The organism is Priestia sp. USM5 (genome assembly GCF_058323215.1).
The window spans coordinates 4,116,164-4,132,865 of sequence record NZ_JBSGKN010000001.1 but is presented as its reverse complement, the minus strand read 5'-3'; the positions used below and the strand labels follow the sequence as shown (position 1 = coordinate 4,132,865).

The window sequence follows — 16,702 nt, the reverse complement described above, 5'->3', positions numbered from 1 at the left end:
AACATATTGGCGCTCTTTTTTATTTAATAGGAAAACAAGTTGCTGTACGGTAAAAAAACCTGCTGATCTAGAGGTGCAACAGCTGACACGCGCTGATGTGTAAACGGGTGTATAAAAGAAAGCTTAATGGCATGTAAAGCTTGCTGCTGATCTTTTAATCTCTTTCCGCCATAAAGCGTATCACCAAGTAATGGATGGCCGACGTGACTCATATGAACACGTATTTGGTGAGTGCGTCCGGTCTCGAGCGAAAGTTCAATAAGCGTTTCATTTTTTGCCATATTGCGCTTTAACACGCGATAAGATGTTTTGGCAGCTTGTCCCGTTCTAGATACTCTTCTTCTCGTAGCGTGATGGCGATCGCGTCCAATAGGTTCATTAACGATTCCTTGCTCTTGTTTCATGAGTCCTTGGACAAGAGCAACATAAGTCCGGTTAATTTTACGTTCAGCCAGCAGCTGGTCAAACACAGAGCTTGCTACAAAATGCTTCGTGAATAAGATAGCACCTGATGTATTGCTGTCCAAACGGTGAACGTGTCTAGGCTTTGTTTTGAGGCCTATTTTTTGAAAATAAGCAGCTACAGCATTTAAAAGAGTTTTTTGGTCCTGCTCTGATGAAGGATGAGTATTTAGGTTTATTGGTTTGTTTACAATTAGCACGTGTTCATCTTCAAACAAAATCTCTATATTAACATTGTAAGGTGTTATTTCATCAGGTTCTGCTTCAAAAAAAGGGAGTGACACTCTATCATTTTCCTTAAGAGTGTTCCTCCATGGTAAAGGTTCACCGTTTATAAGCACATTTTTATTCATCCGAAACTGATGCAGCGTTTTTTTAGGAATACGCCATTTCGTTTTTAAATAATCTTCAATTGTTTGCCCTGCATCATTTTTTGCGATTTTATCTTCTAGCCATTGGCCGTGTATACTCATATTTAATCCCTTCCTTACATACTAGTAAATATCCTTTAATCTTTAAAAAGAACTTGTAAATAATTAGGAGGAAATAACTACCTGAAGTTCTCGTTTTATGTTTATGTTATGCTAAATAAAGAGACATAAGTTAAGAGAAAAAAGGGGGGGTAACCATGAAAATTGCCCAAGCAGCTCCGCCAGAAATGGAGAATTACATAGAAGAGTTGACTGAACAGCTTCGCTATGACTTGTTACCTCGGTATGTATCTGTAGATAAGCTTAATCCTGATGAATTATTAAATCCAGATTATTGTACAGACCATTTATATAATGGCTTACTCGATGAAGCATTGCAAGTCATTAGTAGCCTTCAGACAATAATTGCCGTAATTGAAGCGATTCAACATCGGCCGATTGAAGAAAGCGACTGCGAGCAATTCGAAAAAAATATTGCAATTTTAAAAAAATACGGGTTTTTATTTCCTGTTTCCATTGAGTGTTTTGCAAAAGAAAACAATTTGATTACGTATTCGTATGAATCGTTTTATAATTCATACATAAATTAAAGAGGCTGGGAGAAAAGTATTTTAGCCTAAGTGAAAAACGAACTATTGATCAGCAAGTTTGATGAGTGGTTCGTTTTTTTTTATGGTGAATACAACTTCATCTGTTTCGTCCTTCCAGCAGTTGATTGAAGGGCAAGGCGAAGACTCTTGCGGAAAAAGCGGGACAGATGAGACCCCGCAGGAGCGCAAGCGACGAGGAGGCTCAGCGCCCGCCCGCGGAAAGCGAAGCCTTGCATGGAAATCAACGGCGGTGTCATAAGCGGTTCAGTTCATGTATCTTATTTGTTCGTCTTTAGGTTGGATTCATTTAGTTCTGTACCGGCCTCTTTTTAATCATATATTTCAGACTTCTATTGGACATTCAAAAAGAGCTTGTGATATGGTCAAACTTGTATAAATCCATCAAAAAATAAATAGGAGCGAAAACATGACAAAAGCAAAACTATGTTTTATCGGTGCAGGCTTTCACGCATCAACGAACATTTACCCCTCTGTTGTTGAAGCGGGAGCAGAAATTAAAGCAATTTCCACACGCAGTATCGAAAGATCAAAAACTGCTCTTCAACGATTTGGGAGCAGCGGTACGCCGTACGATGATTATAAGAAAATGCTAAAGCAAGAAAAGTGCGATGGAGTAGTGGTTGTGGCACAGCCTGAAGATCATCCTGCTTTGGTGCTGGATTGCATTCGAGCAGGACAAAATGTTTATGTGGACAAGCCTTTGGGGATGAATGAAAGAGAAGCAAAAGAGATTTCAGATGCTGCTAAGCAAGCTGGCGTAAAAGTTATGGTAGGTTTTATGAAGCGCTATGCGCCTTGTTATATGAAGTTAAAAGAATTAATTGAAGAAGGTAGCCTAGGAAGTGTCCGTTCATTTCAAGCAAGATTTGCTGTAGACAGTACCCCTTTTTGTAAAGATGAAGAGCAGTTTATGAAGCTTGCTGCCATACATATTGTTGATCTCGTCCGTCACTTGTTCGGCGAAGTCGTTCACGTGACAGGGTTCAGAAATAATCATGGTGAATATATTTCAGATAGTATTTCGCTGAAGTTTGACAATGGCACTGTAGGGAGCCTGTATTTTACTGGCATGACAGCATGGTCTCGAGAAAGTGAAAACTTATTAGTGACATTTGACGATGGCTTTGCTTTTGTTGACGAAATAAATTCATTAACTATTCACGAATCCCAGACTTTTGACGAATTACCGTGGAAATCATTAAAAGAAAACGATCGTGTGTTTACACCTTCTGCTTCACCGATGTCGGGAGCTTATCGAGATCTTTACCTTCGTGGTTTTGTTGGAGAGATGGCTCATTTTATTGAGTGTTGTACAAATGACCAAGAACCTCTTTCTAGTGGGAGCGACAATGTAAAAACGATGAGATTATGTGATCAAATACTGTCATCTTTAATGTAAAGAAAGCTTTAAAGAAAAGAATGTACGATGAATAGCTTACTGTAAATTATGTAAATCATACTAAATAATGTTATGATTAGACAGGTCGTATAAACGAAAGCATTTACCTTTCATAAGATTACAAAACGTTTCAATCTTATTACATATGTTTAAAATTAGCCTAAATGGTTTCTTTTTACGCCTATATCATATACAATGCCCCCTAGATGATTTTTTCGAATAGCTAATAATCGTTTGGGATTATGAAAGGAGATTAATCATGAGAAAACTGATGTATACATTGCTCATTGGGTTAATTGCTGCAGCTTTAACAGCTTGTGGTTCAAACGATGATGCAAAGCAATCAAAGAACGATGATCAAAAAACTGCACAAACTGAGAAGCAAAAAGAGGCTCAGGAAAAGCAGGAAAAGCAAGCAAAAGAAATGCAGAAGAAATTAGATAAACAAAAAGTAGATGAAAAGAAAACCGTAGCAGTTGTAAACGGTAAAAAAGTTTCGGGTGAAGAATATAATGCAGCCCTGGCTACATCACAAAATCAGTACCAACAAATGGGACAAGACCCAACTTCTAAAGAAGCAGCTAAACAAGTAAAGCAGCAAACAATTGACAATTTAGTAGGTCAAACGCTGCTATTGCAAGAAGCTGAAAACAAAGGCTATAAAGCAACTGATGAAGAAGTAAATAAAAAGTTAAAAGAAACGAAAAAGCAGTTCAAAACAGATAAACAGTTCAAAGCGGCTTTAAAAGATGCAGGAATCACTCAATCACAATTAAAGTCTGAGCTGGCTGACAGCATTAAATATCAGCAGTACGTAGATAAAGACATCCAAACACCAGAAGTAACAGATAAAGAAATTCAAGATTATTACGATCAATTTGCAAAACAAAGCCAAAGTCAAGCAAGCGGCGGTAAAGAACAATCTCAAATGCCAAAGCTTGAAGACGTAAAGCCTCAAATTAAGCAGCAGCTTGAACAACAAAAGAAACAAGAAGCATTAGAGAAAAAAGTTGAAGAACTTAAGAAAAATGCAAAAGTTGAAGTGAAGCTTTAAATACAAATGAAACGGCCCTTTAAAGGGCCGTTTTTTGTTATGTACATTATTGCTTCTTGTCAGTAAAAAGGGGTGCGTGAAAGATTTTAATGTATTTTGACTTATAAGGTAAAAAGTGTTCTGATGGTTTGCCTTTCATCCTATACTTTTCTTATATAGATATAAGAGAAATTGGGGGAGTCGATAAATGAAAAAGGTGGCTGTTTTTTTTGTTGGGCTTGTTTTTTTACTCGCGGGGATGGGTCTGACAGGCAACGCTTCTGCGGCGTCCAATCAACTTGTTATCATTAACAAATCTACTAACACACTTGCTTTTTATGATGGAGGCAAATTGGTAAAGACGTTCAAAGTTGCGACAGGGAGGCAGATGAGTTATACACCAGAAGGTACCTTTAGCATTGTGAATAAAATTAAAAACCGGCCTTATTATAAAGACAACATTCGGGGAGGAGATCCTAGAAATCCACTAGGTGATCGCTGGCTAGGATTAAATGCGCGCGGAACGTATGGCACGACGTACGCTATTCATGGAAATAATAATCCAAGTTCTATCGGGACCTACGCAAGTTCAGGGTGCATTCGTATGTATGATGAAGAGGTACGCTGGCTGTTTGACCGCGTTCAAACCGGTACAAAAGTGGTTATTGGTCAATTTCATTCTCAAAGTTTTGATTCAATCGCTGTTAAAAACAAATACAAAGTAAGCAGTGCTTCAGTCGCCCAGAATCTTTGTAAAACAAAAAAGCTCTCAAAAGGCCAAATTGGTTTTGTAACGATTCAATCACCGATGGTTTTGTTAAAAGAAGAAAAAGGAAAATGGGTAAAGATTCGCACGTTAAATCGCGGTGAACGCTATAATGTATATAAAATAAATGGCATTAAAGTTTCTTTAGGACCAGGATTTATTGAAAATTATCCTAATAAAAAGACATCCATAAAATTAGATATTTGCAAATAGAAAATGAGGCTGGGACAAAAGTATTTTAGCCTAAGTGAAAAACGAACCATTGATCAGAATTTTGATTCTTGGTTCGTTTTTTTTATTATGGTGAACGCAGATTTCATCTGTTTCGTTCCTTCTAGCAGTTGATGGGAGGGTGAAGACTCCTGCGGCCGCCCGCGGAAAGCGAAGTCTTGCACGGAAGTCAACAGCGGTGTCACAAGCTATCCATACGAGCTAATCCATTTGTGCGTCTTTCGATTGGATTTATTTCGTTATGTCTCACCCTCATTTTTTGAATTTTTAATAATGTTTATTATAATAAAAAACAGGGAAACTAATTGCCTAATGAAGAGAGAGAAAGGGTTGTTTGAGCGTATGTCTACAATAGACTTATCAAAATTCGAGAAAAAAATGATTATTCGTAACATCAAACCGGACGATATAGATGAAATTTTAGCACTTCAAAAGCTATCATTCCCCGGAATGGATCCGTGGAAAAAAGAACAGCTTGAAAGTCATCTGGCCATTTTTCCAGAAGGACAAATATGTGCAGAGTACGACGGGGAAATTATCGGATCTTGTTCCAGCTTGATTGTGAACTTTGATGAGTACGATGATCAGCATACGTGGGACGATATTACAGACGAAGGATACATTACAAATCATAACCCAGAAGGCTACAATCTGTATGGAATTGAAGTAATGGTTCATCCAAAGTATCGCGGCATGAAAATAGGACGCCGCTTATATGAAGCGCGTAAAGATTTAGCACGTGAATTGAACCTTAAAAGTATCATCATCGGAGGAAGAATTCCTAATTACCATAAGCATTCAGCTGAAATGTCGCCTAGAGAGTATGTAGAGCAAGTTATTCATCATAAAATTTATGATCCAGTACTATCTTTTCAGCTAATGAACGGATTTACGCTTATGCGTATAAACCCTGGTTATCTTCCTGATGACCTAGCTTCTAATAAGTATGCAACGCTGATGGAATGGAACAACGTAGATTATGTTCGCCGTTCAAAACGCCATTTTAAAACATCATTCCCAGTGCGTATTTGTGTTGTTCAGTATATGATGAAACAGATCAATTCATTTGAAGAGTTTGCAACACAGGTAGAATATTATACAGATGTTGCTTATGATGCAAAAGCCGACTTCTGCGTATTCCCGGAAATTTTCACAACTCAGCTCATGTCTTTCTTGAATGAAAAAATTCCAAGCAAAGCGGTTCAGCGCGTAGCAGAATATACGGAAGAGTACATTGAGTTGTTTACTAACTTAGCGGTTAAATATAACGTAAATATTATTGGAGGATCCCACTTCGTCGAAGAAGATAATGGAGATATCTTTAATATTGCCTATCTATTCCGCCGAGATGGAACAATTGAAAAGCAGTACAAAGTGCATATTACACCTAATGAAAGAAAATGGTGGGGAATTAGCCCAGGAGATAAAGTTGAAGTGTTTGATACAGATTGCGGGAAAATTGCGATCCAAATTTGCTATGACATTGAATTTCCGGAGCTTGCTCGTATTGCTACAGATAAAGGTGCAAATATTATTTTTACACCATTCTGTACGGAAGATCGTCAAGGCTATCTGCGCGTAAGATACTGCTCTCAGGCTCGTGCGATCGAAAACCAAATTTATACGGTTATCGCAGGTACGGTTGGAAACCTGCCTGAAACAGAAAATATGGATATTCAGTACGCTCAGTCTGCTATTTTTGCACCGTCTGACTTTGAATTTGCACGAGACGGTATTGTAGGAGAATGTAACCCTAATATTGAAATGGTGGTTATTGGAGATGTAGATTTAGAAATTCTTCGTCGCCAGCGTCAATCAGGAACGGTTCGTCAATTAAAAGATCGACGCCATGACGTTTACAATATTAAATATAAAAAATAACGCAGTTTCTAAAAACATCATGCAAATGCATGGTGTTTTTTATTTCAACTTTTGCCATAATAAAAACTATTACAATGAATTTTGTGGACTAACCATGGAAAAGAGGGGAAAACATGAGTTTTCATGGACAATCGGTATTACCCGCTGTTCGAGATATGAAGCAATTGGAAAATTTTTTAGTAAGCAATTACGAGTACGGAGTTCTTTTAGACAATCAAGTGGGCATGCTAAAAGGAATTATGAGAGAGGTTCATAAGCATGAAAAAAAGCTAATCATTCATTTAGACTTAATTCATGGCTTAAAGCACGATGAGTATGCGGTTGATTTTTTGTGTCAGGAGTTTAAGCCTGCGGGGATTATTTCGACAAGAACAAACGTCATTTTAAAAGCTAAACAAAGAGGAATCTATGCCATTCAACGGGTCTTTTTATTAGACAGCACGGCTTTGAAGAAAAGCTACGAGTTAATGAAGAAAGTAAAACCCGATTATATTGAGCTTCTTCCTGGAATTGTGCCCACTTTAATCCAAGAAGTCAAAGCTGAAACAGGCATTCCGGTGTTAGCCGGAGGTTTAATACGAACCGAAGAAGAAGTTCGTAATGCTTTAGGAGCCGGGGCTTCTGCTGTTACAACATCAAATAGAGAACTGTGGAGTATTTCAACTTAAAAAAACTGTTTGACAACGCTTTCATCATCTAGTAAACTTCTAGATAAGTTAATAGTTGTGAGGGAGAATAGGAGATCCACGGTATAGCCTTTTAATGATTTTATTAGGGGGATGTATGGTGGATTTTCTTATTTTCTTGTAATGTTAACCGTGTTTATACAAAGGGGAGGTATTTATATGCAAGCATTTTTAGGAGAAGTAATTGGAACAATGATACTAATTATCCTTGGCGCTGGTGTATGTGCGGGCGTCAATTTAAAAAAATCGTTTGCTGCTAATTCAGGATGGATTGTTATCACAATGGGGTGGGGAATGGCAGTAGCCATGGCAGCATATGCGGTTGGTAATATGAGTGGAGCACACTTAAACCCAGCGCTAACAGTAGCGCTTGCTATTACAGGTGATTTTCCATGGTCGCAAGTACCGATGTACATTTTAGCTCAGTTTATTGGAGCGATTCTTGGTGCAACAGTTGTTTATTTACACTATCTTCCACACTGGAAAGAAACAAAAGATGCTGGTACAAAACTAGGCGTATTTGCAACGGGGCCAGCAATTGCGAACCCATTTGCAAACGTTTTAAGTGAGGCGATTGGAACATTTGTATTAGTAGTAGGAATTTTAGCAATTGGAGCAAATAAATTTACAGATGGATTAAATCCTTTAGTAGTAGGATTTTTAATCGTAAGTATTGGTTTATCATTAGGAGGAACAACAGGGTATGCTATCAACCCTGCTCGTGATTTAGGACCTCGTATTGCTCATGCTATCTTGCCGATACCGGGTAAAGGCAGCTCGAACTGGAAATATGCTTGGGTGCCAGTAGTGGGGCCTCTATTAGGGGGATCAATTGGCGCAGTCTTTTATCAAGCAGCATTCTTAAATAAAATGTCTAACAGCTTATGGATTGTCTTAAGTATTGCAGTGATTGTTTTAGCGGTTATCTACGCGGTTTCTAAACAAAAAGCAGCGCAAATTCAATCAGCAGTAGTACCGAAAAAATGAATGCGCTTTACCATCTAACTATGTACAATAAAGAAACGACACTATACAGAGAATAGGGGATATTGATATGGAAAAATTTATTTTATCTTTAGACCAAGGAACAACGAGCTCACGAGCAATGTTATTTAATAAAAAAGGTGAAGTTGTGCATGTAGCTCAAAAAGAGTTTACGCAGTACTTTCCAAAACCAGGTTGGGTAGAGCATAATGCAAGTGAAATTTGGGGTTCTATCCTTGCTGTTATCGCATCTTGTTTATCTGAGTCAGGCGTTCACGCGGACCAAATTGAAGCAATTGGGATTACGAATCAGCGTGAAACAGCCGTAGTATGGGAAAAAGCAACAGGAAAACCCGTGTATAATGCTATCGTATGGCAGTCTCGTCAAACGTCTGGTATTTGTGAAGAATTAAAGGCAAAAGGATTAAACGATACGTTCCGCGACAAAACGGGGTTATTAATTGACGCATACTTCTCTGGAACGAAAGTAAAGTGGATTTTAGATAACGTAGAAGGTGCACGAGAAAAAGCAGAAAACGGTGAATTGTTATTTGGAACAATTGATACATGGTTAATTTGGAAGTTATCAGGCGGAAAAGCGCATGTAACGGATTACTCAAATGCCTCTCGCACGCTTATGTTCAATATCTACGATTTAAAATGGGATGATGAACTACTAGATATTTTAGGAGTACCAAAATCTATGCTTCCGGAAGTAAAGCCTTCTTCTGAAGTATACGCTCATACCGTAGATTATCATTTCTTTGGTCAAAACATTCCAATTGCTGGAGCAGCAGGGGATCAGCAAGCCGCTTTATTTGGACAAGCGTGCTATGAAAAAGGAATGGCGAAAAACACGTATGGAACAGGTTGCTTCATGTTAATGAATACGGGTGAAAAAGCAGTTAAGTCGGATCACGGTTTGTTAACTACATTAGCATGGGGGATCAACGGCAAAGTAGAATACGCGCTTGAAGGCAGTATTTTTGTAGCAGGATCTGCTATTCAGTGGCTTCGCGACGGTTTGAGAATGTTTAAAAATGCGGCTGAAACTGAAAACTATGCAACACGAGTAGAGTCTACAGACGGCGTATATATTGTGCCAGCTTTCGTAGGACTTGGAACACCTTATTGGGATAGCGATGTACGTGGAGCGATGTTTGGATTAACTCGAGGTACAAAAAAAGAACACTTTATCCGTGCAACGCTTGAATCATTAGCTTATCAAACAAGAGACGTATTAAGCGCGATGGAAGCAGACTCTGGAATTACATTAAAAACATTGCGTGTAGACGGAGGAGCAGTTAAAAATAATTTCTTAATGCAGTTCCAAAGTGATGTGTTAGATGTTCCTGTTGAGCGTCCTCAAGTGAATGAAACAACCGCTCTTGGGGCAGCATATTTAGCGGGTCTTGCGGTCGGCTACTGGAAAGATTGTGATGAAATTGCGCAGCAGTGGAATATGGAAAAATCTTTCGAACCAAATATGGAAGAAGAACAACGTGAAGAATTATATAGCGGCTGGAAAAAAGCCGTACATGCAACAATGGCTTTTAAGTAATTATTTGATGAAAATCCTTTAATTAAAAGCGCATGTATGATATAATGTATTCAAGTTAATAAATTGGTTGGAGAATCGGAGAGACCACAGATCCATATGTAGGCATACTATATATGTGATTTGTGGTCTCTCTTTTTGTATATTGGAAAATTTTGATATCTTTGAAAAATGAAAGGGGAATGACGTATGTTTTCAAGTCAAACACGTTCGAATAAATTGGTAGACATGACACAAAATCAATATGATTTATTAGTAATTGGTGGGGGAATTACTGGGTCAGGTATTGCACTTGATGCGACTCATCGAGGCATGAAAACGGCATTAGTTGAAATGCAGGATTTCGCAGCAGGAACATCTAGTCGTTCAACGAAGCTTGTTCACGGCGGTCTACGCTATTTAAAACAGTTTGAAGTTAAAATGGTAGCCGAAGTTGGTAAAGAACGTGCCATTGTATATGAAAATGGCCCTCATGTAACGACTCCGGAGTGGATGCTGTTACCTTTCCATACGGGTGGAACATTTGGGAAATTCTCAACTTCAATTGGACTGCGCGTATATGATTTCTTAGCAGGAGTAAAACGTGCAGAGCGCCGCAAAATGTTTAGCGCAGAAGAAACGCTTAGACGCGAGCCACTAGTGAAATCTAAAGAGTTAAAAGGCGGCGGTTACTACGTTGAATATAAAACAGATGATGCACGTTTAACGATTGAAGTAGCTAAAGAAGCTGCCGCAAGAGGAGCAGATTTAGTCAATTACACAAAAGTGGAAAACTTCATCTACGATAAAGGAAAAGTAGTAGGGGCTGTTGTTCGCGATCAGCTTACGAATAAAGAATATAATATCTATGCAAAAAAAATCGTCAATGCTGCAGGTCCATGGGTGGACACGCTGCGTGAAAAAGATAATTCAAAAAAAGGCAAGCAGCTTCAATTAACAAAAGGAATTCACTTAGTTATTGATCAAGAGCGCTTTCCGTTAAAACAAGCCATTTACTTTGATACACCTGACGGACGTATGGTATTTGCAATTCCGCGTGATGGAAAAACATACGTAGGCACAACAGACACGGTCTATAAAGAAGACGCTAGACATCCGCGTATGACTGTAAAAGACCGTCAATATGTTATTGATGCGATTAACTATATGTTCCCAACGGTTGATATTACAGTAGACGACGTAGAATCAAGCTGGGCGGGTGTTCGTCCACTTATTCACGAACAAGGAAAAGATCCTTCTGAAATTTCGCGTAAAGATGAAATCTGGACATCAGAATCAGGTTTAATTACAATCGCTGGAGGGAAATTAACTGGGTACCGTAAAATGGCTGAAATTGTCGTAAATCGCGTAGCTGAAGATTTTAAAGCAGAAGGACGCGAATTTGAAAGCTGTCAAACTAAACATTTACCGATTTCTGGAGGTAATGTAGGAGGTTCAGGCGGGTTCCCAACGTTTGTAGAGCAAAAAGTCAAAGAAGGCATCAAACTAGGGTTATCACGTGACGCTGCTGAAAAGCTTGTAAAACGCTATGGCTCAAACGTAGACAAAGTATACCGCTACATGATTGAACGTCCGGATCAGCTAAAAAACAGCGACCTTCCAGCTAGTGTATTTTTGCAAATTCAATATGGCATAGAAGAAGAAATGGTTTCAAAACCAGTGGACTTCTTCATTCGACGTACGGGCGCTTTATTCTTTGATATCAACTGGGTAAGAAGCTGGAAAAAACAAGTGATTGCTCATATGGCCGAAGAGTTAAAGTGGACGCCTGAGCAAACAAAAGCTTATACCGATGAATTAGAACAGCACCTTCATGACGCAGTTGTACCAGTAGATGAAAAAGTTAACCGTATGACAGGTATTTCATGATAAAATAAAAAAGTACCTCAAAATTTGTCAATACAGCCATAATATAATAGCAGGAAGTCAAATTTTGACGAAGAAATATAATATGACTGTTAAAAAAAGAGAAAGACGATTACTCGTTTTTCTCTTTTCATACATATTTACATTTATATAGGGGGGCTTTTTTTTTATGAGTTGGAAAGAAACGTATACATCTTGGATTAATCACCCAAATTTAGATCCTGAATTACGTCAAAATTTGGATGCAATCAAAGGTGATGAAAAACAATTAGAAGATAGTTTTTACAAAACATTGGAATTTGGAACAGGCGGAATGCGTGGAGAAATTGGAGCGGGTACAAACCGTATGAATACGTATACAATCCGAAAAGCTTCTGAAGGCTTTGCTGAGTACATTAAACAAGCTGGCGAAGAAGCTATCAAGCAAGGCGTAGTCATTGCATATGATTCTCGCCACAAATCGCCTGAATTTGCGATGGAAGCAGCAAAAACATTAGCAAGTCACGGAATTAAAACGTATGTATTTGAAGAGCTAAGACCAACACCTGAACTTTCATTTGCAGTGCGTGAGTTAAACGCATTTGGAGGTATTGTTATTACAGCGAGCCACAATCCTCCTGAATATAATGGATACAAAGTATATGGTCCAGACGGTGGTCAGCTGCCGCCAAAAGAAGCTGATGAACTAGTTGGCTTTGTAAATGCTGTGGAAAATGAACTTACATTAGCTGTTCAATCTGAAGCGGAGCTAAAAGAAAAAGGTTTTATTGAAATGATTGGTTCAGCGATTGACGAAGCATACAATGAGAAACTAAAAACGATTTTAATTAACCCAGAGCTAGCTTCTGAAACAGGTAAAAACTTAAAGGTAGTTTTTACACCTCTACATGGTACAGCTAATAAGCCAGTTCGCAACGCGCTTCAATCCATCGGTTACGAAAATGTTACGGTTATTGAAGAACAAGAACTTCCTGATCCGAATTTTTCGACGGTTAAATCTCCGAATCCTGAAGAGCCGGCTGCATTTGAATATGCTGTTCGTAAAGGAAAAGAAATTGATGCAGATCTCTTAATCGCAACGGATCCAGATGCAGACCGTTTAGGAATTGCTGTCAAAGATCCAAGCGGCGAATATGCGTTATTAACAGGAAACCAAACCGGTGCTTTATTGCTTCACTATTTGCTTTCTCAAAAGAAAGAAAAAGGCGTGCTGCCTGCTAATGGCGTTGTGTTAAAAACGATTGTAACGTCAGAAATCGGCGCACAAATTGCTCGTTCATTTGGATTGCAAGTTGTTGACACTCTAACAGGTTTTAAATTTATCGGTGAAAAAATTAAGCAATATGAGCAAACGGGCGAGTATACATTCCAATTCGGTTATGAAGAAAGCTACGGCTATTTAATTGGTGACTTTGCTCGTGACAAAGACGCTGTACAAGCAGCCATTCTAGCGGTAGAAGCTTGTGCTTATTATAAAAAGCAGGGCATGACGCTATATGAAGCGCTTCAGCAAGTGTTTACCAAATATGGTTTCTATCGTGAAGGTCTGAAATCTTTAACGCTTAAAGGAAAAGAAGGATCTGAGCAAATTCAGCATATTTTGGCTACATTTAGAAATGAGCCTCCTACTGACATTGCAGGGTTAAATGTTTCGGTTGTAGAGGATTATACATTAAGTGAGCGCCAGCATATTAAAGCAGGAAAAGTAGAAGAGATTACATTACCAAAATCAAATGTATTAAAATATATCTTAGAGGACGGTTCTTGGTTCTGCCTTCGTCCGTCTGGTACAGAGCCAAAGGTGAAGTTCTATTTTGGCGTTGTGTCAGAAGATGAAGCAACGAGCATTGCCCATTTAGAAGCTGTACAAACAGCTGTAATGGGTGAAGTGGAGCGTGTACTAGATAAAGTGAAAACGGTATAAAAATAAAGCCTGCTCAAACTTGAGCAGGCTTCTTTTATGATACTTTATTTGATTGCGTATTTGACAAATATGAAGAAGATCGTAGAGCTTTATAAATTCTCGGAGCAAGCATAGCCCCAAGAACAGTGAAAATAAGATCCTTTACAGCAAACCACGACATAATCTTCCAAGCAGCTGCATATGTCATTGCAGGAGCTTCAAGCCAGTAGTTAACCGCTATATACATATACGTAGTACCAATTAAATAAATAACGGCAATACCAACCAGCGATGAAATTAAAAAGATAGAAAAAGTCGGCTTGCCGCGCATTTCCATAATTTTTCCTGTGATAAATGCAGCGACAATATAAGAAAGCAAAAAGCCGCCGGTGCTTCCAAATAAAATACCAATTCCTGCTTTAAATTGAGCAAATACCGGAGCGCCGGCAATGCCAATTAATACATATACAATCATCGAAATAGAACCCATTCGGCTCCCAAGTAAAAGTCCTGCTAATATAACAAAAAAAGGCTGAAGCGAAAGAGGCACGCCGCCTACTTGTAAAAAAGGTGCCCAAGAAGTAATGTTTGCACCAATAGCCATAAGAGCTGCAAACATACCGGCTAATGTTAAATCTAATGTGCGAAACCTTTTAGTATTCATATATGTTCCTCCCAGTATGTACTGAAATATCTTAGCGTATGTACTGAAGATTGTACGTCGAATTCACTTTTATGTCAACGATAAAAATAAATATGTTTACATATATTATTTGATGTTTTTTGAAATGAAATATGCATATTTTTAATGCAACATAAAAAAATAAAGAAGGGAATTCATCCCTTCTTTGTCCAAGTGTGTGTATCAAAAATACTAGTACAATGATTCTTCCAGAAGCTCCGGGTTGTGCTCCGAATATTCCGTTGCATGATCAATGTAGCGTAGTAAAGAATAAAGCTCTTCTTGAATGATGCGGTAGTTTCGTTCAAAATTGTAGGCGTGCAAAAAATGTTCAATCTTTTTTGAAAGAAAATCGTCGTCTGTTCGAACCATTAAAATTAATAAGTTATCCCATTGTGAACGGTGTGTGTAATATAAAGCTCGATCATAATCAATTACATCCATTAATAACGTTCCTCCTTTTGAGGAGTTGAAATTAGTGTATGATATTTGCGGGAATTCTTACGCTGTAAATGTTGGGCAAAAGACCAGTGCATAATTAAAAGAGGTTGTAGTAATTATGTAAGAAGAATAAACGTACAGCACCGGATAAATGATAAGAAAGGCAAAGAATAACGAAGCGTAACAGTTACATTACATCCATTATTTAAGACAACTAAATAAAAATCCCCTTTTCTTGAAAAAATAAAGCTTCTTTTTGATGAAAACACATGAATTGACATGTTTGTACATAGATTGAAGTAAGGAGTGAAAGGGGGAGCTGTCGTGAAAGAAGCAGATTATAAGCAATTATACCGTGCGATTGATGAAATTACGGAAATAGCTAGCGGTTTCGGTTTGGATTTTTATCCGATGCGCTATGAAATTTGCCCGGCAGATATTATTTATACGTTTGGTGCATATGGGATGCCAACTCGTTTTTCACATTGGAGCTTTGGAAAACAATTTTACAAAATGAAATTACACTACGATCTTGGATTGAGTAAAATTTATGAATTAGTTATCAATTCAGATCCTTGTTATGCATTTTTATTGGATTCCAATGCGCTTATTCAGAATAAATTAATTGTAGCTCACGTGTTAGCTCACTGTGACTTCTTTAAAAATAACAGCCGTTTTGCCAACACTAAACGGGATATGGTAGAAAGTATGGCAGCGACCGCTGATCGAATTAAAGAATACGAAGTAAAGCACGGTAAGCGTGAAGTAGAAAAGTTTTTGGATGCTGTCTTATCGATTCAGGAACATATTGATCCGTCTCTTATGCGTGCCAAGCTTTCTTGGAGCATAGATGATGTAGAATCATCGGAAGAAGAAATCACTTCTCCTTATGATGATTTATGGAATTTGGATTATAAAGAAAAGAAAAAACCAAAACCTCCAAAGTCTTTTAAAAAATTTCCGCCTCAGCCTGAAAAAGACATCTTATTATTTATTGAAGAATACAGTCCTTATTTAGAGGATTGGCAGCGGGATATTTTAACGATGATGCGAGAAGAAATGCTTTATTTCTGGCCGCAGCTTGAAACAAAAATTATGAATGAAGGATGGGCTTCTTTCTGGCATCAACGCATTATTCGAGAAATGGACTTAACGAGTGATGAAGCGATAGAATTCGCGAAGCTAAATGCAGGGGTTGTGCAGCCGTCCAAGACGGGAATCAATCCATATTATTTGGGATTAAAAATCTTTGAAGACATTGAAGAACGCTACAACAATCCAACCGAAGATATGATTCGCCGGGGCGTCGAGCCCGGGTCAGGAAGAGAGAAGATGTTTGAGGTACGTGAGGTTGAATCAGATATTTCCTTTATCCGCAATTACTTAACAAAAGATTTAGTTATGCGGGAGGATATGTACTTATTCCAAAAACAAGGAAAAGACTATAAAATCGTCGATAAAGAGTGGACAGAAGTTAGAGATCAGCTTGTTAATATGCGCGTAAACGGAGGATTTCCTTACATCACAGTAACCAATGGAGACTATTTAAAAAATGGAGAGCTCTATTTAAAACACTGGTATGAAGGAATTGAATTAGATGTTAAATACTTAGAAAAAGTGGTACCGTACGTTCATCAGCTTTGGGGCCGACCGGTTCATTTAGAAACGATGATGGAAGGCAAGCCAATTGCCTTCACGTATGATGGGAAGACAGTGCATCGAAAACATTTATAAAAAGGAGACCGCTTAAATAGCGGTCTTTTTGTGC

At 38.3% G+C, this 16,702-nt stretch carries 15 protein-coding genes; 12 read left to right on the top strand and 3 right to left on the bottom strand.

The window, feature by feature from the left end; all coding sequences use genetic code 11:
- Nucleotides 1-23 precede the first annotated feature (23 nt).
- The gene (locus ACWATA_RS21745; RefSeq protein WP_165635922.1) at nucleotides 24-935 is read right to left on the bottom strand and encodes an RluA family pseudouridine synthase; all 912 of its coding nucleotides are present in this window, start codon (nucleotides 933-935) and stop codon (nucleotides 24-26) included.
- Nucleotides 936-1,090: 155 nt separating this feature from the next.
- On the opposite strand from ACWATA_RS21745, the gene ACWATA_RS21740 reads away from it, so the two are divergent.
- The 11 genes from ACWATA_RS21740 to ACWATA_RS21690 all read left to right on the top strand — a co-directional run bounded on the left by ACWATA_RS21740 (nucleotide 1,091) and on the right by ACWATA_RS21690 (nucleotide 13,832).
- Nucleotides 1,091-1,483, top strand: a complete 393-nt coding sequence (locus tag ACWATA_RS21740) for a YhcU family protein (protein ID WP_013081630.1) — start codon at nucleotides 1,091-1,093, stop codon at nucleotides 1,481-1,483.
- Between the two features lie 61 nt (nucleotides 1,484-1,544).
- Nucleotides 1,545-1,742, top strand: a complete 198-nt coding sequence (locus ACWATA_RS21735) for a hypothetical protein (protein ID WP_165635921.1) — start codon at nucleotides 1,545-1,547, stop codon at nucleotides 1,740-1,742.
- Between the two features lie 168 nt (nucleotides 1,743-1,910).
- A complete protein-coding gene (locus ACWATA_RS21730) occupies nucleotides 1,911-2,903 on the top strand; it encodes a Gfo/Idh/MocA family protein (protein WP_165635920.1) in 993 nt (330 codons plus the stop codon).
- A 259-nt stretch (nucleotides 2,904-3,162) separates the two neighbouring features.
- Entirely contained in the window at nucleotides 3,163-3,957 is a 795-nt protein-coding gene (locus ACWATA_RS21725; protein ID WP_165635919.1) for a SurA N-terminal domain-containing protein, read from the top strand.
- 187 nt (nucleotides 3,958-4,144) lie between these two features.
- On the top strand, nucleotides 4,145-4,915 hold the full coding sequence (locus ACWATA_RS21720) for a L,D-transpeptidase (protein ID WP_014461717.1): 771 nt from the start codon (nucleotides 4,145-4,147) through the stop codon (nucleotides 4,913-4,915).
- Between the two features lie 360 nt (nucleotides 4,916-5,275).
- A complete protein-coding gene (locus ACWATA_RS21715) occupies nucleotides 5,276-6,814 on the top strand; it encodes a carbon-nitrogen hydrolase family protein (protein WP_013055260.1) in 1,539 nt (512 codons plus the stop codon).
- A 113-nt stretch (nucleotides 6,815-6,927) separates the two neighbouring features.
- Nucleotides 6,928-7,482 (top strand): glycerol-3-phosphate responsive antiterminator, encoded by a 555-nt coding sequence (locus ACWATA_RS21710; RefSeq protein WP_033580667.1) that lies wholly within the window; start codon nucleotides 6,928-6,930, stop codon nucleotides 7,480-7,482.
- A gap of 177 nt (nucleotides 7,483-7,659) precedes the next feature.
- Complete coding sequence (locus ACWATA_RS21705) at nucleotides 7,660-8,487, top strand: MIP/aquaporin family protein (RefSeq protein ID WP_033580666.1); 828 nt, start codon at nucleotides 7,660-7,662, stop codon at nucleotides 8,485-8,487.
- Nucleotides 8,488-8,554: 67 nt separating this feature from the next.
- Nucleotides 8,555-10,045: a glycerol kinase GlpK gene (gene glpK / locus ACWATA_RS21700; RefSeq protein WP_033580665.1), complete on the top strand. Its 1,491-nt coding sequence runs from the start codon at nucleotides 8,555-8,557 to the stop codon at nucleotides 10,043-10,045.
- A 186-nt stretch (nucleotides 10,046-10,231) separates the two neighbouring features.
- Complete coding sequence (locus tag ACWATA_RS21695; RefSeq protein ID WP_034268068.1) at nucleotides 10,232-11,911, top strand: glycerol-3-phosphate dehydrogenase/oxidase; 1,680 nt, start codon at nucleotides 10,232-10,234, stop codon at nucleotides 11,909-11,911.
- 166 nt (nucleotides 11,912-12,077) lie between these two features.
- The gene (locus tag ACWATA_RS21690) at nucleotides 12,078-13,832 is read left to right on the top strand and encodes a phospho-sugar mutase (RefSeq protein WP_034268064.1); all 1,755 of its coding nucleotides are present in this window, start codon (nucleotides 12,078-12,080) and stop codon (nucleotides 13,830-13,832) included.
- A 34-nt stretch (nucleotides 13,833-13,866) separates the two neighbouring features.
- Here the strand turns inward: ACWATA_RS21690 and ACWATA_RS21685 are convergent, their stop codons facing one another.
- Together ACWATA_RS21685 and ACWATA_RS21680 are read right to left on the bottom strand one after the other, a co-directional pair.
- Complete coding sequence (locus tag ACWATA_RS21685; RefSeq protein WP_014461709.1) at nucleotides 13,867-14,475, bottom strand: biotin transporter BioY; 609 nt, start codon at nucleotides 14,473-14,475, stop codon at nucleotides 13,867-13,869.
- 210 nt (nucleotides 14,476-14,685) lie between these two features.
- Nucleotides 14,686-14,937 (bottom strand): YhdB family protein, encoded by a 252-nt coding sequence (locus tag ACWATA_RS21680; protein ID WP_013055267.1) that lies wholly within the window; start codon nucleotides 14,935-14,937, stop codon nucleotides 14,686-14,688.
- Nucleotides 14,938-15,258: 321 nt separating this feature from the next.
- On the opposite strand from ACWATA_RS21680, the gene ACWATA_RS21675 reads away from it, so the two are divergent.
- The gene (locus tag ACWATA_RS21675) at nucleotides 15,259-16,668 is read left to right on the top strand and encodes a SpoVR family protein (protein WP_033580662.1); all 1,410 of its coding nucleotides are present in this window, start codon (nucleotides 15,259-15,261) and stop codon (nucleotides 16,666-16,668) included.
- Nucleotides 16,669-16,702 lie beyond the last annotated feature (34 nt).